Here is a 25,249-nt window from a genome sequence, read left to right on the forward strand (position 1 = left end):
AATTTTTATATTTGTGCAATAATTGAACGTTTTATGCGACAGGGAAATGAGGGTAAATTATAATTCCAGCTTCTCTTTTCAAATTTATAAGACGTTGATTATAAGACATCGAATAAAAAAGATGTACATTTACATACAAATATCAATAAACGTTCAATTATTGCACAAATATAAAAATTTTATTTATATAATTAGATATCTAATATTCAAATTACTATAACGCAAATTCAACTCACAAATGCTACTTTTTTATTCAAGTATACAAACATTTACCCCACTCTTACCCGAAGCATCTATCAATCACCTATCGGTCATCTCTTAATCACGAATCACGATATCACCTCATGATCAATAGGAGCTTCGGAGAACAGTAGGAAAACAATTCGGATTTTAATTTTCCGACTTGTGCTATTTTGTCAGCTAAAACTGCTAAATTTGCAGAAGAGTATTGAGGTTTGGATTCATACCTACATTTTAACTGGAAAATCGAGGAGCATGAACCATAAATCGTAAATCATCATGGAGGAGATCAGAACTATCAAACAACGTTTCGAGATTATCGGAAACGACGTGAAATTAAACCGAGCTATAGAAAAAGCAGTACAAGTTGCGCCCACGGATTTTACGGTACTTATTACCGGAGAGAGCGGTGTGGGAAAAGAAATATTTCCACGGATCATTCATAGCTTCAGCACCCGCAAACATGCACAATACATCGCTGTCAACTGCGGCGGTATCCCGGAAGGCACCATCGACTCCGAGTTATTCGGTCATGAAAAAGGATCATTCACGGGGGCATTATCCGACCGAAAAGGATATTTCGAGGTAAGTGATGGGGGAACTATTTTCCTGGATGAAGTCGGGGAATTACCCCTTTCCACGCAAGCCAAGTTGTTACGCGTACTCGAAGCCGGGGAATTTATCCGGGTAGGATCATCCAAAGTACAAAAAACAAATGTCCGGGTAATTGCCGCCACGAACGTGGACTTACCCACGGCGGTAAAGAACGGGAAATTCCGGGAAGATCTTTATTACCGGATCAACACGATCCCCATCTCCATTCCCCCGCTACGGGAGAGAAAAGATGATATATCGCTCCTGTTCCGCAAATTCGCTGCCGATTTTGCAGAAAAATACCGGATGCCTCCCATTCGATTAACCGAAGATGCCGTGCAGATGCTCGAAAACTATCGGTGGCCGGGAAACGTCCGGGAACTGAAAAACATCACGGAACAGATTTCCATTCTTGAACAGGAAAGAAATGTCGATGCTCTGACGCTAAAAGAATACCTTCCGGCTCAAACCAACAATCTTCCGGCGTTAACTTCGACTCCGGAAAGCGATCACAGTTTTGCCAACGAACGGGAAATCCTGTACAAAATACTTTTCGACATGAAAAAAGACATGAACGATCTGAAACACCTCGTTTATGACATCATGCAAAAAGAACACACGATAAAACCCGAACCGGAACCCTCTACATCTATCGTCCTGCGAAACCTGTATGAAACGCCCCAGTCGGAATACCTGTCACAACCCACGCAGAAAACGTTCTCCGCGAAGAAAGAAGAACCGATCGAGGACACGGAAGCCGTGGTAGAGGAATCGCTTTCCTTAGAAGAGAAGGAAAAAGAGATGATCGTGAAAGCCTTGGAAAAAAATCATGGGAAACGCAAACTGGCAGCCCAGGACTTGGGGATCTCGGAAAGAACATTATACAGGAAATTAAAAGAATACGACATCGAGATATAAATGATTTCGAGATCGACGATTAAATGATTCGGAGATTAATCTAAAATTTTTATACCTTTGTCTGGTATGAAAAGTTTGTGTACCTTCATGATTAAAAACAAATGATAAAAAGAATTATACCAATATTACTATTAGCGGTCACCTTCTCGGGTTGTAAACTGACAGGTGTCACGTATTCCTTCTCGGGCGTGTCATTACAGAACGGTGAAAAAACGTTCTCGGTGGATTACTTCTCGAACAAAACGGCTTTCGCACCAAACCTCGGGGCCGATTTCACGGAAGCCCTAAAAGCCTATTTACGTTCGCGTACGAGCCTGACGGAATTGACCGACAACGACGGGGACATCCGGTTTGAGGGACAAATTACCGGCTTCTCACAAAGTCCGATCGATATCCAACGGGACGAGATTGCCGCCAAGAACCGCCTAACGATCTCGATACGGGTGAAGTACACGAACACGAAAGACGAATCGGGCAAATCAGACTTCGACACCACCTTCTCGCACTATGAGGATTACGGGATTGACGAAAACTACGAGGCCATCGAACCCGATTTGATCAAGAAAATTACAGAAAAAATCATCGAGGATATCTACAATAAAGCCTTGACTAACTGGTAAACTTTGAAACTGGAAGAATTAATTGATATTATCCGTTCGGGAAGAAAAGAGGGCGACGACATCAGGAACATGGAACTTCTGATAGAGCAATTCCCTTATTTCTCGACTGCCCGTACCGTGTATTTGAAGATGTTACACGCTTCGGGACATTCGGCATATCCGGAAAAATTGAAACATAATACCATTTATATTCCCAATCACAAACAATTCTATCGTTTCCTGAACAATTTGTCCCAACCGGATGACGTACAAAATCAAATGTCCGGGAGGATTCCCGTGGTAATCGAGTTACTGGAGGACAAAGAAGAAGAAAAAAGAGTTGTTCCGGCAGTCACGTTTTACCAACTTGAGAAAGAGTTCCCGGAGGAAGAATTCTTACCGATTGATGCCATCGCAAACGAATGGCTGACACGCAAAAAACAGAAGGAAGAACGCGAAGACTCCCTCATCGACAAGTTTATCCAAACGGAGCCATCCATGCCCAAGATCACGGAAAATAACGTGCCATCATCGGATGTCACCACCACCGACACGAGCACGCAACCCGAATTTTTCTCAGAAACACTAGCAAAAATATACGTTCGCCAGCAACTATATGACAAGGCCATTGCAACTTATCTAAAATTAAGTTTGAAATATCCGGAAAAAAGTGTTTACTTTGCGGTTCAGATTGAAAAAATAAAAGAGAAAATTAATAATAATACGAACTAATTATGTACATAGCTGTTTCTATTTTGATCTTTATTGTTTGTGCCTTACTCATATTGATCGTACTGGTACAAAACTCAAAAGGCGGTGGTTTATCTTCTACCTTTGCTTCTTCAAACCAAATCATGGGTGTAAGAAAGACAACCGATTTCTTGGAAAAAGCGACATGGACATTAGCTGGGGCGATGCTTGTTTTATGTATTGTAGCCGCTATGGTTATCCCCAGAGGTGAACAAGCCGGGAAAAAATCCGCTATTCAAGAGCAAGTAAATACATTCACCCCGACACAACAGGCAATTCCTGATTTCGGAACGAATAACAACACGACAACTCCTGCAAGCGAAGACAACAACACGACTTCACAAGAACAAGAATAACGATTCCTTGAATCGAAGCAAAAAAATGTCAGTATGTCAGTCATACTGACATTTTTTTGTTTGGCACGGAATATGCACTTCACCACACGTATTTGAATTTAAAAAGAACAATTTAATTAATAATAAACTTTTAATTTAAGAATTATGGCACTTAAGACAGTTCTTAACAAAATTATCGTAGAGCCGGTAGAGGCAGAAACTAAAACCGCATCAGGAATCATCATCCCTGATTCAGCAAAGGAAAAACCACAAAAAGGTGTCGTGGTTGCAACCGGAAAAGGCAAACATGACGAACCGATGGAGATCAAAGTTGGAGACTCCGTTTTATTCGGTAAATACTCTGGTACAGAAATCAACATTGATGACAAGAAATACTTGGTAATGAACCAATCGGACATTCTGGTTGTACTGTAACAATTAAAAAACAATCCGATTCCGTGATTGATGATTGCGTGATCGAGAGATTAATCACTAAATCTAAAATCACCAAATCACTAAATTTAAAACGTTTATGGCAAAAGAGATAAAATTTAATGTTGAAGCCCGCGATTTATTAAAAAAGGGTGTTGACGAGTTGGCTAATGCGGTAAAAGTAACGCTTGGCCCCAAAGGACGCAACGTAGTAATCGAAAAAAAATTCGGTGCTCCTCATATTACTAAAGATGGTGTTTCCGTGGCAAAAGAGATCGAACTTTCCGATCCGTATGCTAACATCGGTGCACAAATGGTGAAAGAAGTTGCTTCAAAGACAGGTGACGATGCCGGAGACGGTACCACTACTGCCACGATCTTGGCCCAATCAATCATCAATGTGGGATTGAAGAACGTGACTGCCGGAGCAAACCCGATGGATTTGAAGAGAGGTATCGACAAAGCTGTTGCCGAAGTGGTTAAAAGCCTGGAAAGCCAAAAAGAAGCTGTCGGTGAAAACTACGATAAAATTCGTCAGGTAGCCCGTATCTCTGCCAACGGTGATGACAACATCGGAGCATTGATTGCCGAGGCCATGGAAAAAGTGACTAAAGAAGGCGTTATCACGGTAGAAGAAGCTAAAGGAACCGAAACAGAAGTAAAAGTTGTCGAGGGTATGCAATTCGACCGCGGATATATCTCTCCGTATTTCGTAACTGACACGGAGAAAATGAACGCTGAATTCGAGAAACCGTACATCTTGCTTTATGACAAGAAAGTTTCTACGATGAAAGAATTGTTGCCGCTCCTAGAGCCGGTAGCACAAGCAGGACGCTCTCTGGTAATCATCGCTGAAGACGTAGAAAGCGAAGCTTTGGCAACTTTAGTTGTAAACCGTTTGAGAGGTTCATTGAAGATCGCAGCCGTGAAAGCTCCCGGTTTCGGTGACCGCAGAAAAGAAATGTTGGAAGACCTTGCCATATTGACAGGTGGTGTTGTTATCTCTGAAGAGAAAGGTTTGAAATTAGAGACTGCAACCATCGACATGTTAGGATGTGCAGAAAAAGTAACAATTGACAAAGAAAACACGACCATCGTTAACGGTTGTGGTGCGAAAGAAGCTATCGCGGAAAGAGTAAACCAAATCAAGAAATTGATCGAACACTCTACTTCCGATTATGATAAAGAAAAATTACAGGAAAGATTGGCTAAATTAGCCGGAGGTGTTGCCGTACTTTACGTGGGTGCCGCTTCTGAAATCGAAATGAAAGAAAAGAAAGACCGCATTGATGACGCATTGAGCGCTACGCGTGCCGCAATCGAGGAAGGTATCGTTCCCGGAGGTGGTGTAGCTTATATCCGTGCTATTGCAAGTCTTGAAAAACTGAAAGGTGAAAATGAAGACGAAACCACGGGTATCGAAATCATCAAGCGCGCTATCGAAGAACCGCTTCGCCAAATCGCGGCTAACGCTGGAGTTGAAGGAGCCGTTGTGGTTAACAAAGTAAGAGAAGGCGAGAAAGATTTCGGTTACAACGCACGTACCGGAGTTTACGAACACTTGATGAAGACCGGAGTTATCGATCCGAAAAAAGTGGCCCGTGTAGCTTTGGAAAACGCCGCTTCTATCGCCGGAATGTTCTTAACCACCGAATGCGTGTTGGTAGAGGAAAAACAGGAAAATCCTGCACCTGCCATGCCGCCGATGGGTGGAGGAATGCCGGGAATGATGTAATCATCTAGGAATTTAGATAAAAAAAAGCCCCTTTTCGGGGCTTTTTTTATTTACTTTATATACCTTTACCACCGCAAATTCAATTTATTACAATGACTATTTTATGAATTACACGATTCTCGATTTCTTGCAATTGATCGGATCATTGGGTGTGTTCCTCTTCGGAATGAAGATGATGAGTGAAGCCTTGCAAAAAGTAGCAGGTAACAAGATGAGAACCATCCTCGCCGCAATGACATCCAATCGGGTGAAAGGTGTTATCACAGGTTTGTTAATCACCACGATCATCCAAAGTTCTTCAGCCACCACGGTAATGGTTGTCAGTTTCGTAAATGCCGGATTACTAGATCTCGTCGGTTCTATCGGGGTCATCATGGGAGCCAACGTGGGAACCACCTTCACGGCTTGGTTGATCTCTATTCTGGGATTCAAAATCAGCATGGTTAGCCTCTCTCTCCCGCTTATCGGTTTAAGTTTACCTTTACTTTTTTCCGCGAAACGGATGCGAAAGAGCTGGGGGGAATTAATCATAGGTTTCGGACTTTTATTCATCGGACTGAACTTCCTGCAAGAAAACATGCCGAACATCCACGAGAATCCTGAAATTCTGAATTTCTTACATAATTACACCGATCTAGGATACGGTTCCTACATACTATTCATGCTTATCGGAACGGCCCTCACGATCCTGATCCAATCTTCTTCGGCCACGATGGCATTAACGCTGGTCATGTGTGCCAACGGATGGATCGGATTTGATATTGCTGCCTCCATGGTCTTGGGAGAAAACATCGGGACCACGATTACGGCAAACTTGGCAGCCATGGTTGCTAACACGACAGCTAAAAGAGCCGCTTTTGCCCATTTCCTATTTAACTTATTCGGGGTAGCGTGGGTGCTTGCCATATTCCCAATATTCCTAAGATGGGTAGCACAGCTCAGTATCAACTTGGGAATCGGAAACCCGTTCACGGAAGTAGGTTCCGTCCCGGTAGCCTTATCCCTGTTCCACACGTGTTTCAATGTCGCTAACGTATTCTTATTAATATGGTTTACCAAAGTAATCGCCAGACTCGTGACCCGGATCATCAAGTCAAAAGAAACAGCAGACGATGCTTTCACGTTGAAACACATCAAAATCGGATTACTTTCAACCCCGGATGCTTCTCTATTCCAAGCGAAACAAGAAATCTCGCATTACGCGAAAAACACACTGGATATGTATCGTCAGGTAGTTGAATGTTTACATACCCCGAATAAAGATTTTGAAAAAGTATTCAACAAGATCGATAAACTGGAAGACGAGAGTGATGTCGTGGAAGTTGAAATTGCAGACTACCTGACAAAAGTTTCGGAATCAAAATTATCCACGGAAAACTCCCAACGGGTGAGAGCCATGTTCAAAATCGTATCGGAAATCGAGAGCATTGCCGACTCGTCTTTGAACGTTGCCAAAGCCATTGGCCGCCGGAACGAACAGAACGTGGAATTTCCCGAGTTTATTGACGAGAAACTACACCACATGATGGCTATCGTGGATGAAGCCCTTGTCGTCATGTGCGCCAACCTCTCGATTGAATACAAAGAGGTAAAAGCTAAAAAAGCTTACGAGGTAGAACAAACGATCAACGATTACCGGACGATTCTGCAACAGGAACACCTGACGGCGATCGAAGAGAAGAAATATAATTACGCCACGGGTATTATTTACAGCGACATCTTCTTCGAATGTGAAAAGATCGGGGATTATGCCATCAACGTGACGGAAGCAATTAAAGAGATCGGAACTGAAAATTAATTTACGATTTTAGATTTCAGATTTACGATTAAATCCATACACGCAAACTGAATCTAAAATTTAAAATCATAAATCTAAAATTAAAATGGCACAAGAAGACATTTTCAAAAAACTGGTGGCACACTGTAAAGAATACGGGTACGTGTTCCAGTCATCAGAAATATATGACGGCCTTGCAGCGGTATACGATTACGGGCAATATGGTGTTGAACTGAAAAATAATATCAAAAAATACTGGTGGGATTCCATGGTTTTATTACACGAAAATGTGGTAGGACTAGATTCCGCTATCTTCATGCACCCCTCTATTTGGAAGGCTTCCGGACACGTGGATGCTTTCAACGACCCCCTGATTGACAACAAAGATTCGAAAAAAAGATACCGGGCAGATGTCCTGATCGAAGATCACATCGCCAAGTACGAGGATAAAATAGAAAAAGATGTTGCCAAAGCCAAGAAGAAATTCGGGGAGAAATTTGACGAGACTTTATATCGTCAGACCAACCCGCAGGTGCTGGCTAATATCCAGAAGAAAGAAGAACTTACCGCCAGAATGGCAAAAGCGTTAAATGATAACGACCTAGAGGAACTCCGCCAAATCATCATTGACAACAAGATTGTTTGCCCGATTTCTGGCACGTGTAACTGGACGGAAGTACGTCAGTTCAACCTGATGTTCTCGACGGAAATGGGATCGACGGCCGAAGGGGCAAGTAAAATCTACCTGCGCCCGGAAACGGCACAGGGTATTTTCGTGAACTTCCTGAACGTTCAAAAAACAGGACGGATGAAAGTTCCTTTCGGAATCGCCCAAATCGGTAAAGCTTTCCGAAACGAGATCGTGGCCCGTCAATTCATTTTCCGCATGCGCGAATTCGAACAAATGGAAATGCAATTTTTCGTACGTCCCGGTAGTGAACTCGAATGGTTCAAGAAATGGAAAGAAACCCGTATGAGCTGGCACCAGGCCTTAGGCTTCGGAGCAGCCAACTATCGTTTCCACGATCACGAAAAATTAGCGCATTACGCGAATGCCGCCACGGATATCGAATTCCGTTTCCCGTTCGGGTTCAAAGAAGTGGAAGGTATTCACTCCCGCACGGATTTTGATTTAAAACGCCATCAGGAATTTTCCGGAAAGAAAATCCAATATTTCGATCCCGAGTTAAACGAATCATACGTTCCTTACGTGATCGAAACTTCTATCGGTGTAGACCGGATGTTCCTGCAGATCCTTTCTGCCGCCTATAAGGAAGAAGAAATCGTGAAAGAGGACGGTTCAAAAGACTCCCGGGTTGTACTACAATTACCTCCTGCCTTGGCCCCGATCAAGTTGGCCGTCATGCCACTCGTGAAAAAAGACGGACTACCCGAAAAAGCAGAAGAGATCATGAAGTTATTGCGTTTGGATTTCAGATGTCAATACGACGAGAAAGATTCTATTGGTAAACGTTATCGCCGTCAGGATGCCATCGGTACTCCTTTCTGTATCACGATTGATCACCAAACTTTGGAAGATAACGCCGTAACGATCCGTTACCGTGATACCATGGAACAGGAACGCGTGGCAATTGACCAGTTATATGATATATTGAAAAAGAAAACGGATTTACGGGAAATTCTGAAAGAAGTAAAAATATAATCGTTCGAAGATATTAAGATTTGAAGATGTAGAAATGATTTACATTTCTACATCTTTATTTTTCATCAATTCCCTTTCGAGTTCAATCTGCTGAAATTCCGCTTCCATCACGTCTATCTTTTAACTTTTATCTTTCAACTTTTATCTTTCCCCTCCCGTATATAGTGTTACTAAACTAAATTAACTAATTAATTTGTAACGCTATGAGAAAATTGACATTGTTATTGTTGATAGCTATCTCTTGTGGAATGTACACGGGGGCACGAGCGCAAGTCAACGTGGCTTCCGTATCGGCAAAAGATGATGCGGACAACTTTTACAAAATGATGAAAGAAGCCTTTCCGCTATCATTTAACGACCCGGCATCCCCGAGATTCGTCTTTTTCAACAAGAATAAGAACTTCGTTTTCGGTGTTGGAGGATTCGTGCAAGTACAGGGGATTTACGATTTTAACGGAGTTCCCAATGACAATTACTTCGTGACCAACTCGATTTCCCTCAAGGGAGAACAATCCGGGGGAAGGTACGGGATCACTATCGGGCAATCCCGTTTGTTCTTCAAACTAGTCGGGGACACCGATGTAGGCCGGTTGGTAACTTACATGGAAATGGAATTCGAGGGGAATCAGAACACCCCGATTCTAAGACAGGCTTTTATTAAATTCAAAGGCTTCACGATTGGTAAAACCTGGAGTACATTCTGTGATATTACCGCGGGACCTGCCACGGTAGACGAGGAAGGCCCTAGTAGCGAAGTAGCGTTACGTCAACCGCAAATCCGCTACACGCATGACTTCACCGATCACCTGGAGGCATCTCTAGCCCTGGAATACGTTGAACCCTCCTACACGGAAGGCGAATTTACCAAGTACATCAATCAACGTATCCCGGATATACCGATCAACGTGAGATATAGCTTCAAAAACGGGAGTCACCTGCAAGCGGGAGCCGTGTTGAGAAACATGTATTATAAAGACGAGATTAAAGATAAAGACCGGATCGTTACCGGCTGGGGAGCTTCTCTTAGCGGGATCTGGCAATTTGCCAAGAACACATCGCTCTGCTTTCAAGGAGTATACGGTAAAGGAGTTTCCAACTACATTCAAGATATTTCCGGGGCAGGCTTAGACCTGGTTCCGAGTACCACCGCAGAAGGTAAATTGAAAGCATTCTGTGCATGGGGCGGTTACCTCGGTTTCGCTCATAACTGGTGCGAAACGCTCTCCTCGAACATCATGTATAGTTACGCCCGGGTTCTTGATCAATACGGCATGCCCGCCACGTCATACAAATACGCTCAATACGCGGCAGCCAACCTATTCTGGAATTTTAGTGAATACGGTTCCTGTGCCATAGAGTACGTTTTCGGTCGCCGGAACGATTTCAACAAAGATTACGGCAACGCCAGTCGTATCAACACGATGATCCAGTACCGGTTCTAAAAATAGAAAGAAGAGAGTGGCTAAGATTAAACACTCTCTTCAATTCTTGAATTATCACGGAATAATCCTTCCTGTATTGCAGCTATTCCCTTCGACAATCATTGCCAAGCCTCTTCCAACACGATCTTTATTACCGTCTATTTACCCTCATTATTCAGTTATTTGTATTATTTTTGCCATCGACTATTCAAATTACTAGAAATGAAGGTTCACTACGAAGTTGAAAATATAGATATCAAATACCCGGTCGTCACGATTGGAAGTTTTGACGGCGTACACCTGGGGCATGCTTGTGTAATACAACATTTAAAAGAGAAAGCTGCCAGCATAGGCGGGGAGTCCGTTATCATCAGCTTCGAACCCCATCCCAGAGAAGTTCTCTATCCAAGAGAAAAAAAGATCGGGATTTTGACCACGCTTGAGGAAAAGATCGCTATTTTAGAGAAATACGGCGTCGATCATTTAATTATCTTGAAATTCACGCTCGAATTCGCACAGCAATCCTACTTTGATTTCGTGGAAAAAATTCTTGTCGATAAAATAAAGATTAAAGGTCTTGTCGTGGGATATGATCATAGATTCGGGAAAGACCGGGCCGGGAATTTCGAAAACCTGCAAGAGTTATCCCGTAAATACGGATTCTTCTTGGAAAAAGAAGTTGTGTTTGAAGAAGATGACGTGAATGTCAGTTCAACCAAAATACGTAATGCATTAGCCGTTGGTAATATTACCACGGTAAATCGCTTTTTAGGATATCCCTATTCCATTACAGGGAAAGTTGTTAACGGGCATCGTTTAGGCCACACGATTGGTTTTCCTACCGCTAACATTCAAATCTTTGATGATCGCAAACTACTTCCGGCCATAGGGGTTTACGCAGTAAAGGTGCTTATTGGAACCCAAATCTTTAACGGAATGCTCAACATCGGGATTCGTCCCACGGTCAGTGATGACGGGCGAGTTTCCTGTGAAGTTTATATTTTTGATTTCAATCGAAATATATACGGAGAAACCATTTCCATCCATTTCATTACCCGTATTCGGGGTGAAAGAAAATTTAATGATATTGAAGAACTTCGAACGCAATTACAAAAAGATCAAGAGAAAATTTTCAAAATACTGGAATAACAATTAAAGCCTGCTTAAATTTCATTTACCACGGAATTTGTGCGGCACGGTCTTGAAGACTCCCCCTGACTCGCCCTCCCCTACCGTTGCGCTTGAATATCGAGGGTTGCTCGACACGACAATAACGAAACAGGAACCCACGTCATTGTTCGTGTTACGAACTTGATACGCACCTAATACAAACTTGGTCTAGGGAAAGAATAGCCCAACCACAACCAGGATAAAGTGTATCGTGAAGCCTGTTTTGTTACTAAGACCATCGCTTTTTCAGCCTTGTTCCATCGCTTACATCTATTCGTTATCTCTTGGATAAATCTTTCTTATATCTTCGTTCTATAGAAGCCTGTTTTAACGATAGTATAACAAAGAGATAAGGGAAAGACGTAAGCGCAAGTATTATTTTAGTAGAGAGTGTAACCGGTACACTCTCTATTAATCCTAAAAAATTTACTTACGTTTCCTCACCTCTACTTTTCTCGCTTTTTCCGAGTAAATATCTTTCTTGTCTACCGATAAATCCTTTCCCTCCCCAAAAACATTCATTTGGGCAGCGGGGATCCCCTTGCCCACCAGGTAAGTCTTCAAGGCTTCCGCACGTTTCAACGAGAGAGGCAGGTTTACCCGGTCAGGACCCGTGTGATCCGTGTACCCCCGGATATCGACCTTCACATCAGGCATTGATTTTAAGACTTCCACCACGCGGGCAAGTTGTACAGCGTAACGTGCCGTATCTATTATTGAAGAATTACGCTTGAAATGTACCGTCGGCAACAAGGGGAATTCTTTAACTGTCGACTCCACTTTTACCACGTTTTCAACAGGTTGTGATTCCTCTTTCACTCGCATCTCAACGGATGGTTTTTCTTTTACCGCTGGCTTCGCCTCTTCTTGTTTCACCGGGAGAGACGTTGGCGTCACCCGGCGAGACGAGGCGTACATCAGGTTCTCCTTCTTCTTGTTGTTACCAATTTTCCACACCACCCCGACCGAAAGGTTTGCAAGCCAGTTATACTTGCTCGTGCAACAAGTGGCGACCCCGTCAAAGTGGTTGTTTGACACCCATGCCATTCCCGATTTCAATTGCAAGTCCACGTGCTTCCCGGCACGGTAACGCAAGGCAATATCCCCACCTAACCCCAGATTCAAATCGTTATCAAGGGTTGACGAGGTATCGAAACGCTTGTCTCCCGCCTTCGTGTATAATTTCGGGGAAAACTTCTGCAAATAAACTGCCGGACTCAACAAAACCGTCCAACGACGCATTTCCTTGCGTCCGAAGAAGTTGTTCACGTTAAGGTCCCCATGTAAGCCGACCGTGAAATACTTGATTTCACTATACAAGTCATTATAGTACGCGAAGCCCGCCTCCGGGTCTGTCCCGTAATAGGATTCACCGTTCGGGTAGATTTTATATTCTTTTTCCCATTCCTTGGCACTACCTTTCCCTCGTCCAAGGTCGGCTGTTAACGACAACCCGAACGTCGGTGTGAACTGGTAACCCAGTTGCAAACCACCCTGCACGCCGAGGTAGGTCTTGTCGGCCGAAAAAGAGATCATGTCCCCACGGAATGCAGAGATTCCCCCGTTTACCCCCAAGCTCCAGCGGGAAAAATCACGATATACCTCTTGCTTTTGCCCTTGCGCCAGCAAGAGCGAGGCAATCAACAGGAAATAAAAAGACAACACCAATCTCTTCATACTACTTATATTATTATATTAAAACCTCTTAGATCATTAAAACAGGGGGTGCCTGACATCAGACACCCCCCTTCTCCTGGTTGCAATCAATAATGAACTTTAAGTTGCATTATTTTATCGTAATCTTTCCACTATTTTACTGATACAGTTACAATAGTTTCAAGTTTTCTCCACGGGCAATCCATAGAAACTTTCACTTTCAAGTTTACAGCTCCTACTTCACCAGTAGCGTGGAAGGTGATAACACCGGTATTCTCATCGATAGAACACTTACCACCTCTCTTCAACATATCCTGAGCAAATGCTTTTGAAGCATCATCAGCCCAATCAAATTTCGGAGCAGAGATAGCGTAAACGGTACCAGCATTAGCCTTCGTGCCATCAGCATCTACAACAATCTGTTCGAATGCTTTATCTTTGTAAAGGGTTACATCTTTCTTATCCTTCACAACAACGGATTTCATGATATCCAAAGTCTGGTCGATCGTGGTGTTATTCTTATCCAAATTACCACCTGTTGCAACCAAAGACTTCAACGGAGAAATGAAACGTACGGTAAATTTACTTTCTGTTTTTGCATTCAATCCGTCAAGAGTACTAATCGTTCCGGCAGGAGTTACTGCAACACTATTTAGCATCTTCGTCAAATCCAAGTTAAACCAAGTGATCGGTTGAACTTCAATTTCACGATAATCAGCATCTGCAGGTAATTTAGTTACCGAGATTTCTCCTAACCAACCTTCTTTATTAGCGGCAGCAGCATCACCAATTGTAGCATCTTGTTCTGCAGCATTAACAAAAGTATATTGGATATTCGCTCTAGCTCCAACTTTATTATCTTTGTTCCAATCTTCATCCCAAGGATTCTCATCGTAAGGCAAGTTGTAAACGAATGCATCAGCCATTTTACCACCCATCTTGAAGATGTAATTATTTCCCTTGTCAAATACACCATTTACAAGCATGTGGCCACCTTCCCAGAAGTTACCGCCTTGATCAGCATCAGTACGTTTTGCCAAGTATGGTCCAACAGGATATTTAACGTTAACCGTGTAAACAACATATACCGGAGGATAAACCTTATCGTCATTTGACTTGAATACACCCTTCACTTGGTATTTTCCAGCCTTCTTGTAGTTAGGTACATAAGCAGCTAACCATTCTTGTTTATCAGTTCCCGTCTTCTCCGTCATAGCCAATTTGATTTCACTATCAAACGGAGACTCGGTAATTTGCTCGAAGGTTGAGTAAATTGAATGGAATTTATCAGCACCCAAGATATTCAAATGCTCGGCAACGTGACCATACAATTTGTCTAACTGCAAGTATTCGGCACTACCAACATTATCCAATAGATAATCGAATTCTTGAGTATAAGCCGGAATTTCTTTATCAATTTCTTTCTCGGCGATTACAATCTTAGCATATACGGTCTTTACATCTTTACCATGATTAACGTCAGCATCACTCGTCAAAGTAATTTTCACGATAGGAGTTCTACCAATAGAAGAACCTTTTTCGCCTGCAGCCTCGTTGATCGTCAACGTTCCATTCTCTGACAAATTAACATAGCTACCATGATCTTCTGTATTTCCTTGAGCATCTTTAAATTCAAACTTAACTTTCTCGAACTTGTACGTGTGTTCGTCAAAACCATTAGCTGTAAATTCAAATTTATCAGTTCCCAGTAAACCGGTTCTCGTGAAGAATGCTGCAATTTCGTCGGCTAATTTCAAATCACCTTTAGCATCATTATATACTAAAGTAAAGTGTGCTGTAGTCGTCGTTTCTTTAGCTTCCTCTTCGGTAGCAGCCAAAACATCTTTATATTCAGTTTCACCTTCCTCAACAAATTTCTTCTCGATAGTTACATCATTTTGCGAAATATTGTAATCGAAAGCCATCACGTAATCAGAAAGTAATTCTTCTTCCTGACTTTGAACTTTCAAAGCGATAATGTTTAATAACGGATCAATCATATGCGCTCTCTCTTCACCGATCAATACATACGAATCATCATCCGTTACATCCTCCAATTCATTATAAGAGAACAAACCGCTCATAGCTTTACCTCTCAAAGTCAAATACTCGTCTCCCGCGTTCACGTCAGAAACAATGATACCATTATTGGCAGCACGAGCCAAAATTTGTTGTTTTACAAATTCAGGATTTTCTACCGTGGCTCCTTTCGGATTAATCTGATACTTCAAGTTAGCCTTACCTGCATATAAACGCACGTACGCACCATCCTTGTCCACGCCGTAGATCGTCGGGAATAGCAAGCCATTCTCTGCAACGTTCACCAAATAATTAGGAATAGTCAACAAACCTGATAAAGCTGCATTCTTCCATACTTTAACCGGAGTTTCAGGCATGGTTCCGTCTTGATTTGCCACGTAAAACTCCACAAATTTCTCGTGATCAACAGCATAAGAAGCGTTTGACTGTACCCCTAATTGAGCTCCTTCTTGTTTCACCCCGTTTACATGGATAAAACCATCCACAATGGTGATTACAGGATCAGCCACACTTTCATTTACAACTTTTCCTTTATCGACATTGTCAATAAATAAATGGCCATTCTCAACTTTCACCACGCTTCCAACGCCTGCAGAACCGTCTTTACCATTTACGATATCATAGCTCGTTCCATCGTTGAATGCAATCTTGAAACCTCCAGTAATGGGAGTTACACTAGTAATAGCTTTTCCATCATTCACAAGCTTCTTCAAATCCTCAAAACTTTTGTTCAGAGTATTTACTTGTTCTTGCAAACCATCTATATCGTCGTCATAATCCTTACAACCAACGAATGTAGGACCTGCAAGGCCACAAAGCAACACACCTAAAAGTGCAGTTTTTGCAAAATTCCGTTTTTTGTTCATACTTAAATAAAATTATATTGGTAATTAAAAAAATATCAAGTCACTAACACGCAACTTTATTAGTAAAATACGATCCCATAAATTTTGAAATAAACGTTATTTTCTCGTTAATCATACACCTCCTCTTTTAAGGATTACGACTACTCAATAAATGTTCGTTTAATTAAATTTGTAACATAAAGATTATCAAATAATTATGCAGCTAATTTCTTAATAATTCAAAATCTCATTAAATCTTTCAAAACTCTATCAATGAATATATTACATATATAATAATATTCCCCGTTTCGCAAAAAAAGAGTTTGATTCCCTAAGAGATACATATTAAATAAGATCGTGTCGGGTATGATTTCAACGCCAATTTAGCTCTTTACTTCAAGTAAAATGGTAACAACCAAATATTTAATCTGCCATGTTATAATTCATTCATCTAAAATTGATAAAATATCTTCATAACGAGCATTCAATTAGGCAAAATAAAAAAATCGTAACAAATTTCTAGGTGAATTTCGAATAAATACATCTATTATTAATGAAGCAATATCTAAAAATTCTCAATTGCAAATTGTCCGATAGCGTTTTTACGACTCCAAACTCCTTGCTTTATGCCGTTTTGCAAGCGTATTAACTAATAAGTAGCCAAAATATGAAAATTTTTTTGATCTATTCTTTCATGTTTCATAAAAAATTGTACATTTGCATTCAATATATGAACGTTTATTGATATTTCTGCAAAAGAAAATATTATAATTAATTTTAACACACAAGCATTAACAAAGCACAAATCAAACACTGGATTCTTTTGATCAATTTACATATAAAGTCACCCCAATTTACAAGGTGCCTTTATATATAAGTAACAATTTTCTTAAGCTGCCATTAAATCCAAACTTACATTTCCTATCGTCTCTTCACTTCCACTTTTCTCGCTTTTTTCCAAGTAAATATCTTTCTTGTTTACCAATGCCCCCTTTCCCTCCCCGAAAACATTCATCCGGATATAGCACATCACGTACAAGGCAAATCACAAAAAAAGAGAGACATTCAAAACTGAATGCCTCCCTACGATACTTGATAGTTTTTATACTATTACCAAATAATTAACCGCATTTGGATGATCCACAAACTTTACAGATCAAGCAACCCTCCTGATAAATAACTGATTTAGAACCACAATTCTCGCAAACAGAACCGGTTGCTTCTGTTCCGTCCGGAATGAATTTACGCAATGCTCTTTCCACACCGTTTTTCCACGTGTTGATATTTTCATTATCAAACTCCATGGCAGCGACCAAATCCACGATCTGGTTGATTGGCATACCATAACGCAAGACTCCAGAAATCAATTTAGCGTAGTTCCAATACTCTTTATTAAACTTATAAGATAAACCTTCTACCGTTGTCTTAAACCCTCTTTTATTCGAGAATTGGAAGTCATAACGGCTATTTCCCTCCTCATCCGTATTCTTGACAATTTTACCATCGGTAACAGCTTTCGGCAACATGATTCCTTCCTCGTCATCAGCGATACCGGTAAAAATCTCATAAGGACGTCCATCGTAAAGACCGATAAAGGCAATCCATTTCTCTTTATTATTCTGGAAACGCACGATCTCCGCATCCAATTCCTTCGGACGTTTAGCAGGCATCGCTCCTCCCTCGCTCTTCTTATCTTTATTGGATACCAGCACGCCTGAACGGGAACCATCCCGGTAAACCGTACATCCTTTACATCCACTTCTCCACGCCTCTATATAAAGCTGTCCAACCAACTCTTCCGTAACATCAGCAGGTAAATTCACGGTAACGCTGATAGAGTGGTCAACCCATTTTTGCACACGTCCCTGCATGCGTACTTTAGCCACCCAATCAATATCGTTAGACGTTGCCTTATAGTAAGGTGATTTAGCCACCATCTCGTCAATCTCCTCATTCGTGTAGCGTTCGTGAACGGCATACCCGTTTTTCTCCATCCAAACGGCAAATTTATGATGGAATACCACAAATTCCTCGTAAGCATCCCCCATTTCATCCGTGAAATCAACATGCACGTTCTTATCGTTCGGGTTCACTTTTCTTCTTCTCTTGTACACGGGCAAGAAAACAGGCTCGATCCCGGAGGTCGTTTGCGTCATCAGGCTGGTCGTTCCCGTGGGGGCAATTGTCAGACAAGCAATGTTACGACGTCCATGTTTTACCATCTCCTTGTACATTTCAGGAGCCGCTTCTCTTAATCGAGAGATGAATGGATTATTCTTTTCCCGCTCGGCATCAAAGATTTTAAATGCTCCCCGCTCTTTTGCCAACTCTACCGAAGAACCGTAAGCCGCAATAGCCAACTGTTTGTGGATATCCACGGAGAAATCAACCGCCTCATCACTACCGTAACGCATACCCAAGGCTGCCAACATATCTCCTTCTGCGGTAATACCGACACCCGTACGACGTCCTTCTCTGGCTTTTGTTTTAATCTTCTCCCACAAACGAATCTCCACGCCCTTCACTTCCTCATCTTCCGGATCAGACGCAATCTTTTCAAGAATAGCATCAATCTTCTCTAACTCCAGATCAATAATATCATCCATCAGACGTTGAGCGATAGCCACGTGCTTCTTGAACAATTCATAATCAAAATAAGCCTCTTTCGTGAAAGGATTTACCACGTAAGAATATAAATTAATTGCCAACAAACGACATGAATCGTAAGGACACAATGGAATTTCCCCACAAGGATTCGTAGATACCGTTTTGTATCCCAAGTCTGCATAACAGTCCGGCACACTCTCCCGAATAATCGTATCCCAGAACAAAATTCCCGGTTCTGCAGATTTCCAAGCGTTATAAACAATCTTGTTCCACAATTTCACGGCACTGATCTGTTTCACGTTTTTAGGCTCATCAGAATATACCGGATACTTTTGAATGTAATCACGTTCCTCAACAACCGCATTCATGAATTCATCATCAATCTTCACCGAAATATTAGCCCCGGTTACTTTTCCCTCGGTCATTTTAGCGTCAATAAAACTTTCCGAATCCGGGTGATTGATTGAAACACTCAACATCAAAGCTCCCCGACGACCATCTTGGGCGACCTCCCTGGTTGAATTGGAATACCGCTCCATGAAGGGAACAATACCCGTGGAAGTTAACGCCGAGTTTTTAACCGGAGATCCTTTGGGGCGAATGTGCGACAAATCATGTCCGACACCACCTCTTCGCTTCATCAGCTGCACCTGTTCCTGATCAATTTTCATAACACCACCATACGAATCGGATGGCCCTTCATGACCTATCACGAAGCAATTGGATAAAGATGCAATTTGATAGTCGTTGCCGATTCCCGTCATAGGTCCTCCCTGCGGCACGATATATTTAAAATCACGCAATACTTCAAAGATTTCGTCTTCTGTCATCGGATTTTTATATGTTCTCTCGATCCTGGCGATTTCAGAAGCCAAACGATGATGCATATCATCCGGATTCAACTCGAAAATATTCCCGTAAGAATCCTTTAAAGCGTATTTGCTCACCCAAACACGGGCAGCCAATTCATCCCCCTTGAAATAATTCAAGGAACTGCTGTAAGCCTCTTCTTGCGTGTAGACTTTCTTCTGTCCCACAATTTCTTTCTGCTTTTCCACTTTAGTTGTAGTCTGTTCCATTAGTGTATATAATAAATAATATTTTTTGTCCAAAACCAACAAGGCAAAGCTATGGAAAAAAAACTTATTGGAAAAATATTTTTACTAACAATTAGAGAAAGTTTTCCAAAACAACAAGTTAATTTTCTGATAATAAAATACTTATTATTTTTCAAATACACTAAAAATTTTCAAAACATAAAATTGATACAAATTAAAAATATCTCCGGGAAATATTTTGCTTTAATAAAAATTGGATTTTACATGATAAACCTTTCGTTCCGAAACGCCCAATAATACACGCAAGTAGGCGATTATTTTCACCTATTTACACGTTCCATTCTTTAAAAAGGTTTAATAAAGTTCTTTGATTTCTTCAGGAATATTTACATGCATCATTCTTTTATCATGAAGAATTTCCGTCACGTATTCATCCGATACGGGAAGAAGAATTTCCTTAGAAAATATTTTAATAGAGAGTACCACGTTACCCGAATAATTATCCACCTCCATAATCGTACCCGTCTCCCCGGTTGCTTCATCCACCACGGAATAACCGATCAACTCGGAAAGCTCAAAGGGTAGGTTCTCCTCTTCCTCCAACAAGTATTTATCCATCAATAGATCGCATCCTACCAGACGATCTGCCTGCTCTTTCGAGTCTACAAAATCAAATTTGACAATATAAGAAGAATGATTTCTTTCCGTCAAACCATTCTCGGCGATATAAAAGGGAACCGGTGCTCCTTCTAAAAGAATAAACACCGGTTCATCCATGTATTGTTCAAGAAGATCATTATCCGTATAAACAATAAGCGCTCCCTGCAAGTTATGAGTCTTACCGATCTCACCTACCTTTATACAATCTTCTCGCTTGATCATAAAATTACTCAGCTGCCGGAGTTTCTGCGGGAGTTTCCGGAGCCTCTGCTGCAACAGCTTCAGTTGCGGCAGCCTCTACCTCTGCTCTAGCTGCAGCTTCTGCCTCAGCTTTCGCGGCGGCAATCTCTGCTTGCTTTTTAGCCACGATCTCAGCCTTAGCCTCTTTTACCTTAGCCTCAGCCTCGATACGAGCCTTATATTCACTTTCAGATTCGTTAGCCAAACGAGCAATCTTAGCTTGAATCTTAGCGATTTTCTCTTTTCTCCAAGCCTCGAATTTCGTATCAGCAGCAGCCAAATCGAACGCACCTTTTTTCACACCTTCCAACAAGTGTTTTTTCATAAGTACTCCCTCGTAAGAAAGAATTCTTTTCGCCGTGTCGGTCGGTTGTGCTCCAACTTGTAACCAATACAATGCTCTCTCGAAGTTCAAATCAATCGTGGCCGGGTTTGTCATCGGGTTGTAAGAACCAATTCTTTCGATGTACTTTCCGTCACGCGGAGCTCTACTATCTGCTACCACTACATGGTAGAACGGACTGCCTTTACGGCCATGTCTTGCTAATCTAATTTTAGTTGCCATTCTTTTAATTTTTAACTCGTTAACTACTTCCTATTCTCGATAGGCGGCGCAAAGATAGTTATTTAATTGGAAACTTGAAATGTCTCTTCAATTTTTTCTTGATATACAGGATTAGAAACCACTTCTTTATACCTGTTTTGTAACACCTGTCGGGCGTCTTCTGGCAACTCGTTATAATATTGCATCACGAAATTATTCCCCACGTCATCCCGAATCTGTTGATGTAATCCCAACTTATTCAGTTCATCAATATAAGCATTCACGAAATGTTCCGGTTCGGACATCAAATCTGCCAGCTTTTCTCCGAGCAAATTATTCCAATAGGAAACCTCGTAAATCTTGTAACGATACACTTTCTGATAGACATCAATATCATTTTTCGGCAACATTTCATCAAATATATTGAAATGATCAGGTTCCTCACTTTGATCTTCTCGATTTAATAAAGAATGATACATGGGGTAATAAAAGTAAGAAGCAGCCAAAGGAACTTTTACTTGTATCCTGAACAATCGTTCGAATTCCGGGTCACAAGGCGTTTTTTTCACGAACTCGGTAATAACAGCATCATTATACCGTACGATAGAATCCATCATTTGCTTAAAATCTGCCGGTGGCAACACGAACATTTCCTGTGTCGACGGGAACCACTGTTTCTCGTAATAATCCGACATCATCCTGGTCTCCGGATTATCTCCCTTCATTAATCTCACACTTCCATAATTTCCTTCCCGTAGTTTTTGAACATCCATTTCTATTTGAACGGTACTTCCCGGTTTCAAATAAAGAGGCACGGCGGCTTTACCATTTGCCAATCGCACATACCCGGCCTCTTTCAGAGGAATCCGAGCCTCAAAGCGTCCCGTGGAATCCAGAATAGACGCAATCGTCGTATCCTGCCCGCAAATTTCAAAAAATAATTTATTCCCTTTATAATTCAGCAAACTACCCGAAACAGTTACTTCATTATTAGGATTGCACGCCCACAGGCATGCAATCCATAAAAACATACACCACTTCATCTACTATTTCACTTTTGTAAAATGATACCGAACCATGTGAAAATCCATCGGGAACTCGCCTTCTCCAGCGTAATCCGCACAACCTTTATACGTATCATACAAGAAATCGGTAGGTTCATAATCCAACACGGTCACTTCCAACGTCTCGTTATCGTCAAACAATCTAAACCCGACTTGTACCGCCCTTAACTTCTCGTGTGTACCGGAGAAATTCACATTCGCCCGGCTCAATTCCAGCATAGAAGCAGTTACCAAAGGCGGCCGACCAATTCCGGCAGATTCATACAAATACAACTGTTGTTCTCTCAGGAACTTCACATCGCAATCCCTGAAATACATGGCCATATCCCCGGTCGCATGAACTTTCAATTTCATTCCGCCATCCGTGAATTCCAACATATCCGTCGGGAAATTATTCTCCGGCAAATGTTCTACCTCATCCGGCCCTCCATACCAATAATTCTCACGCAGATAGTCGATCGACGTTGCTTCTTTGAAAGCCCACTTTCCAACCAACCGATCCGGGGTTGTCATCCCTTTCACGTAAATCTCAGTCTGATCAATATCTCCCGGTAAGAAACGATCGCTACTCTCCGGCACCAATAAAAACAATGTTGTTTTCCCTTCTTCCCATTTCAGGAACTTAATTTTTATCGTCCCATAACTCTTTTTCGCCGGAATCACGAATTCTTTATTCGGATTATCCACGAATTCATAATGCACGTGTTCTATCGCGGTAGAATTCTCTCCCACGACGAAAGGAATTCTCGTATCCGTGTTTGCCGAAAAATACTTTCCCGTGTTTGCATCTTTTGCATCCATACGAATCTCGACCTCTCCCGGCAACACGTAGTTCTCTTCGGCAAAAGCACAAATTAATTGTCCTTTTGTAAGCACTTCAATCAACGTGAAATTATATTCTCCCAACACATAACCCTCAATCGGACTCAATTCCAATTTTATCGTTTTTCCATCCTCGAAATTATTCTTGGGCGACACGGTTATTCGTGCCGTACTTTCCCCCGCGGGAATGACAAACTCATCAGCCGAAAGTTCATATTCCTCTCCCTGAACAGCAGCTCCCCGCACGTTAAACTTAACTGATGTATTCACCTGTACCGGTTCGGAAACCTGAATCTCCACTTCCAAAGGATTCTCGGCATCCAACGTATAGATCAATTTTGAAAAAGCCAACTGGGGACCTTTTTCTTCGTTATCATCCTTATCACACGCCCAGAAGCATGCGGAAAGAATCAGGCAGGTAAACAATATAATTACATTTTTCATCATATTTCAATTAAATCTTTAGATCATTGAATCGCATTATTATACTCTTCTTTCAACAAACGTATCTCTTCCCGCTCTTCCAAAGTCAAAGGTCGTGCTTTGGGCAATATATAATCCTGACTTTCTGACAAGACACGAGGCGGGACATCATCCGGCTTATCACATCCTCCACAAAAAGTGAATAAAACAAATCCTAAACATCCTAATATCATTTTCTTTTTCATAATTACCTCTCTTTTATAATTTCACATAACCTTCATTTTGAATCATTCCCGGAATCAAATCTATATCCTGGGAAGGAATAGGGGCAGTATACATGAATTGTTGGGTTTCATATTTCAATCCATCCTTGGCACACCAGAATTCCGGACATCCATTTCGTTTCAATTCAAACCAACGGTCACCTTCCATGAATAACTCTTTCCGCCGTTCACAATGTATTGCCCACAACAACGGAGTGAAAGCATTCCCTTCCGCATTTATACGAACCAAGGCATACTCGTCCACTGCCGGCAAATTACCCATCGTGTAAGGCGTGTAACCAGTTATTCGTTTCGAGCGCAACAAATTCAAGTAATCAAGAGCCTCCTTCGTCTGGTTCAAATAAGCATGAGATTCCGCCAAAATCAAGCACATTTCAGCACTCCTGACACAAGCCATCGGTATTTTCAACGCCTCCCGTTTAGCATTAAACGAGAACGCGTAACGAACATCCCTTTCTTTCTCCTCAAATAAATCTATAAATCGCTTACTTACCGGCTTCACGGGTAGATACCCTTTTGCACTATTGTAATTCACGTCTCCACTTGAGCTTGTCAACAAATAAGATCGTAAAAGGACATTGCCTTGTTGAGCATATCTAGCCGAAAGCATATCCGTATACACGGCCCCTTCCACCAACGGGTAGGCATCCAGAATCTCTTTCGCGACAGGGATAGCCTGTTCCCAATTTTGAGTCCAGAAATACAATCTTGCCAAATAAGCTTTCACGACATCCTCGGTATAGCGATAAATTTCCGATTTCGAATGATAAGAAATCGCCTTCTTGAAATCTTCTTCTATAAGAGTGGCGACCTCCTTCAAACTTGAGCGTTTCGGACGGGCCTCCATATCAAAACGAGTCACGATAGAAAGTCCCAACTGCTCTTCTGCCTTCTCTTTATTATAAGGTTCACAGAAAAGACGCATCAGATTATAGTAAGCGACTCCCCTCATCGCGTAAGCCGTGGCATAACATGATTTTGCCAAATCCGTATCACTCTCTTTCATTTCATGAATGACCAGATTACAATTTCTTATCAATGAATACAATCCACGATATTCCATCCTGAATGAATTCAACCGATCCCCGACATATTTAGGAATTGCACCCATCCCGGTTACATTCCTTGTCAGACTATTCTCCACGTTATCCCCGAAACATTCCAATTCAAATTTCTCCATGGGATTTCCCAGTATAGCCTCATCATACCCCTCGTCAATTTCATTCAGATGACTATTCAACAGAGCCCCGAACTCTTCCGCTGTTTTCGGGATCACTTCCCCCTTAGGTTTTACATCCAAGTATTCTTTACAAGAAACACATGCAAAAAATACGATTAATACCAAACTTATATTCTTCATATTCTTCATAAT

At 41.6% G+C, this 25,249-nt stretch carries 20 protein-coding genes; 10 read left to right on the forward strand and 10 right to left on the reverse strand.

Annotation, left to right across the window (positions count from 1 at the left end; translation table 11 throughout):
- The first annotated feature begins 519 nt into the window (after positions 1-519).
- From DWW52_RS13775 to DWW52_RS13820, 10 genes are all read left to right on the forward strand, one after another.
- Positions 520-1,752 carry a sigma-54-dependent Fis family transcriptional regulator gene (locus tag DWW52_RS13775; RefSeq protein ID WP_118716085.1) on the forward strand — a complete coding sequence of 411 codons (1,233 nt, stop codon included), beginning with the start codon at positions 520-522 and terminating at the stop codon, positions 1,750-1,752.
- A gap of 101 nt (positions 1,753-1,853) precedes the next feature.
- Positions 1,854-2,372: an LptE family protein gene (locus DWW52_RS13780; protein WP_118716086.1), complete on the forward strand. Its 519-nt coding sequence runs from the start codon at positions 1,854-1,856 to the stop codon at positions 2,370-2,372.
- Between the two features lie 3 nt (positions 2,373-2,375).
- Positions 2,376-3,083, forward strand: a complete 708-nt coding sequence (locus tag DWW52_RS13785; RefSeq protein WP_118716087.1) for a hypothetical protein — start codon at positions 2,376-2,378, stop codon at positions 3,081-3,083.
- A 2-nt stretch (positions 3,084-3,085) separates the two neighbouring features.
- Positions 3,086-3,457, forward strand: a complete 372-nt coding sequence (secG, locus tag DWW52_RS13790; RefSeq protein WP_118716088.1) for a preprotein translocase subunit SecG — start codon at positions 3,086-3,088, stop codon at positions 3,455-3,457.
- Positions 3,458-3,601: 144 nt separating this feature from the next.
- The gene (gene groES / locus DWW52_RS13795; protein ID WP_118716089.1) at positions 3,602-3,871 is read left to right on the forward strand and encodes a co-chaperone GroES; all 270 of its coding nucleotides are present in this window, start codon (positions 3,602-3,604) and stop codon (positions 3,869-3,871) included.
- Between the two features lie 97 nt (positions 3,872-3,968).
- On the forward strand, positions 3,969-5,603 hold the full coding sequence (groL, locus tag DWW52_RS13800) for a chaperonin GroEL (RefSeq protein WP_118716090.1): 1,635 nt from the start codon (positions 3,969-3,971) through the stop codon (positions 5,601-5,603).
- A 103-nt stretch (positions 5,604-5,706) separates the two neighbouring features.
- Entirely contained in the window at positions 5,707-7,401 is a 1,695-nt protein-coding gene (locus DWW52_RS13805) for a Na/Pi cotransporter family protein (protein ID WP_118716091.1), read from the forward strand.
- Between the two features lie 85 nt (positions 7,402-7,486).
- Positions 7,487-9,043, forward strand: a complete 1,557-nt coding sequence (locus DWW52_RS13810; RefSeq protein ID WP_118716092.1) for a glycine--tRNA ligase — start codon at positions 7,487-7,489, stop codon at positions 9,041-9,043.
- Positions 9,044-9,246: 203 nt separating this feature from the next.
- Positions 9,247-10,485 carry a DcaP family trimeric outer membrane transporter gene (locus DWW52_RS13815; RefSeq protein ID WP_199691999.1) on the forward strand — a complete coding sequence of 413 codons (1,239 nt, stop codon included), beginning with the start codon at positions 9,247-9,249 and terminating at the stop codon, positions 10,483-10,485.
- Between the two features lie 201 nt (positions 10,486-10,686).
- The gene (locus DWW52_RS13820) at positions 10,687-11,613 is read left to right on the forward strand and encodes a bifunctional riboflavin kinase/FAD synthetase (RefSeq protein ID WP_118716093.1); all 927 of its coding nucleotides are present in this window, start codon (positions 10,687-10,689) and stop codon (positions 11,611-11,613) included.
- Between the two features lie 447 nt (positions 11,614-12,060).
- On the opposite strand, the gene DWW52_RS13825 is transcribed toward DWW52_RS13820, so the two are convergent.
- The 10 genes from DWW52_RS13825 to DWW52_RS13870 all read right to left on the reverse strand — a co-directional run bounded on the left by DWW52_RS13825 (position 12,061) and on the right by DWW52_RS13870 (position 25,246).
- Positions 12,061-13,311: an OmpA family protein gene (locus tag DWW52_RS13825; RefSeq protein WP_118716094.1), complete on the reverse strand. Its 1,251-nt coding sequence runs from the start codon at positions 13,309-13,311 to the stop codon at positions 12,061-12,063.
- A gap of 131 nt (positions 13,312-13,442) precedes the next feature.
- On the reverse strand, positions 13,443-16,196 hold the full coding sequence (locus tag DWW52_RS13830) for a PL29 family lyase N-terminal domain-containing protein (protein WP_118716095.1): 2,754 nt from the start codon (positions 16,194-16,196) through the stop codon (positions 13,443-13,445).
- An 868-nt stretch (positions 16,197-17,064) separates the two neighbouring features.
- On the reverse strand, positions 17,065-17,208 hold the full coding sequence (locus DWW52_RS21025) for a hypothetical protein (RefSeq protein WP_158582602.1): 144 nt from the start codon (positions 17,206-17,208) through the stop codon (positions 17,065-17,067).
- Positions 17,209-17,296: 88 nt separating this feature from the next.
- The gene (locus DWW52_RS13835) at positions 17,297-19,861 is read right to left on the reverse strand and encodes an adenosylcobalamin-dependent ribonucleoside-diphosphate reductase (protein ID WP_118716096.1); all 2,565 of its coding nucleotides are present in this window, start codon (positions 19,859-19,861) and stop codon (positions 17,297-17,299) included.
- A 333-nt stretch (positions 19,862-20,194) separates the two neighbouring features.
- Entirely contained in the window at positions 20,195-20,722 is a 528-nt protein-coding gene (rimM, locus tag DWW52_RS13845; protein ID WP_118716098.1) for a ribosome maturation factor RimM, read from the reverse strand.
- Positions 20,723-20,726: 4 nt separating this feature from the next.
- A complete protein-coding gene (locus DWW52_RS13850; protein WP_118716099.1) occupies positions 20,727-21,305 on the reverse strand; it encodes a 30S ribosomal protein S16 in 579 nt (192 codons plus the stop codon).
- A gap of 62 nt (positions 21,306-21,367) precedes the next feature.
- Positions 21,368-22,327, reverse strand: a complete 960-nt coding sequence (locus DWW52_RS13855; RefSeq protein WP_148315373.1) for a hypothetical protein — start codon at positions 22,325-22,327, stop codon at positions 21,368-21,370.
- Positions 22,328-22,330: 3 nt separating this feature from the next.
- Positions 22,331-23,614 carry a hypothetical protein gene (locus DWW52_RS13860; protein ID WP_158582603.1) on the reverse strand — a complete coding sequence of 428 codons (1,284 nt, stop codon included), beginning with the start codon at positions 23,612-23,614 and terminating at the stop codon, positions 22,331-22,333.
- Positions 23,615-23,637: 23 nt separating this feature from the next.
- Entirely contained in the window at positions 23,638-23,838 is a 201-nt protein-coding gene (locus DWW52_RS13865; RefSeq protein ID WP_118716102.1) for a hypothetical protein, read from the reverse strand.
- Positions 23,839-23,851: 13 nt separating this feature from the next.
- Positions 23,852-25,246, reverse strand: coding sequence for a RagB/SusD family nutrient uptake outer membrane protein (locus DWW52_RS13870; RefSeq protein WP_233556913.1), 1,395 nt, complete (start codon positions 25,244-25,246; stop codon positions 23,852-23,854).
- Positions 25,247-25,249: the final 3 nt, after the last annotated feature.

Source organism: Odoribacter sp. AF15-53, assembly GCF_003479425.1.
Classification (GTDB): Bacteria; Bacteroidota; Bacteroidia; order Bacteroidales; family Marinifilaceae; genus Butyricimonas.

What these genes read in the sequence shown, in the direction of transcription:
- DWW52_RS13835 (WP_118716096.1), bottom strand. Translation starts at nt 19,861, where the DNA reads ATGGAACAGACTACAACTAAAGTGGAAAAGCAGAAAGAAATTGTGGGA.
- DWW52_RS13810 (WP_118716092.1), top strand. Translation starts at nt 7,487, where the DNA reads ATGGCACAAGAAGACATTTTCAAAAAACTGGTGGCACACTGTAAAGAA.
- rimM (WP_118716098.1), bottom strand. Translation starts at nt 20,722, where the DNA reads ATGATCAAGCGAGAAGATTGTATAAAGGTAGGTGAGATCGGTAAGACT.
- DWW52_RS13865 (WP_118716102.1), bottom strand. Translation starts at nt 23,838, where the DNA reads ATGAAAAAGAAAATGATATTAGGATGTTTAGGATTTGTTTTATTCACT.
- groL (WP_118716090.1), top strand. Translation starts at nt 3,969, where the DNA reads ATGGCAAAAGAGATAAAATTTAATGTTGAAGCCCGCGATTTATTAAAA.
- DWW52_RS13820 (WP_118716093.1), top strand. Translation starts at nt 10,687, where the DNA reads ATGAAGGTTCACTACGAAGTTGAAAATATAGATATCAAATACCCGGTC.
- DWW52_RS13815 (WP_199691999.1), top strand. Translation starts at nt 9,247, where the DNA reads ATGAGAAAATTGACATTGTTATTGTTGATAGCTATCTCTTGTGGAATG.
- DWW52_RS13830 (WP_118716095.1), bottom strand. Translation starts at nt 16,196, where the DNA reads ATGAACAAAAAACGGAATTTTGCAAAAACTGCACTTTTAGGTGTGTTG.
- DWW52_RS13860 (WP_158582603.1), bottom strand. Translation starts at nt 23,614, where the DNA reads ATGAAAAATGTAATTATATTGTTTACCTGCCTGATTCTTTCCGCATGC.
- DWW52_RS13850 (WP_118716099.1), bottom strand. Translation starts at nt 21,305, where the DNA reads ATGGCAACTAAAATTAGATTAGCAAGACATGGCCGTAAAGGCAGTCCG.
- groES (WP_118716089.1), top strand. Translation starts at nt 3,602, where the DNA reads ATGGCACTTAAGACAGTTCTTAACAAAATTATCGTAGAGCCGGTAGAG.
- DWW52_RS13870 (WP_233556913.1), bottom strand. Translation starts at nt 25,246, where the DNA reads ATGAAGAATATGAAGAATATAAGTTTGGTATTAATCGTATTTTTTGCA.
- DWW52_RS13780 (WP_118716086.1), top strand. Translation starts at nt 1,854, where the DNA reads ATGATAAAAAGAATTATACCAATATTACTATTAGCGGTCACCTTCTCG.
- DWW52_RS13855 (WP_148315373.1), bottom strand. Translation starts at nt 22,327, where the DNA reads ATGAAGTGGTGTATGTTTTTATGGATTGCATGCCTGTGGGCGTGCAAT.
- DWW52_RS13825 (WP_118716094.1), bottom strand. Translation starts at nt 13,311, where the DNA reads ATGAAGAGATTGGTGTTGTCTTTTTATTTCCTGTTGATTGCCTCGCTC.
- secG (WP_118716088.1), top strand. Translation starts at nt 3,086, where the DNA reads ATGTACATAGCTGTTTCTATTTTGATCTTTATTGTTTGTGCCTTACTC.
- DWW52_RS13805 (WP_118716091.1), top strand. Translation starts at nt 5,707, where the DNA reads ATGAATTACACGATTCTCGATTTCTTGCAATTGATCGGATCATTGGGT.
- DWW52_RS13775 (WP_118716085.1), top strand. Translation starts at nt 520, where the DNA reads ATGGAGGAGATCAGAACTATCAAACAACGTTTCGAGATTATCGGAAAC.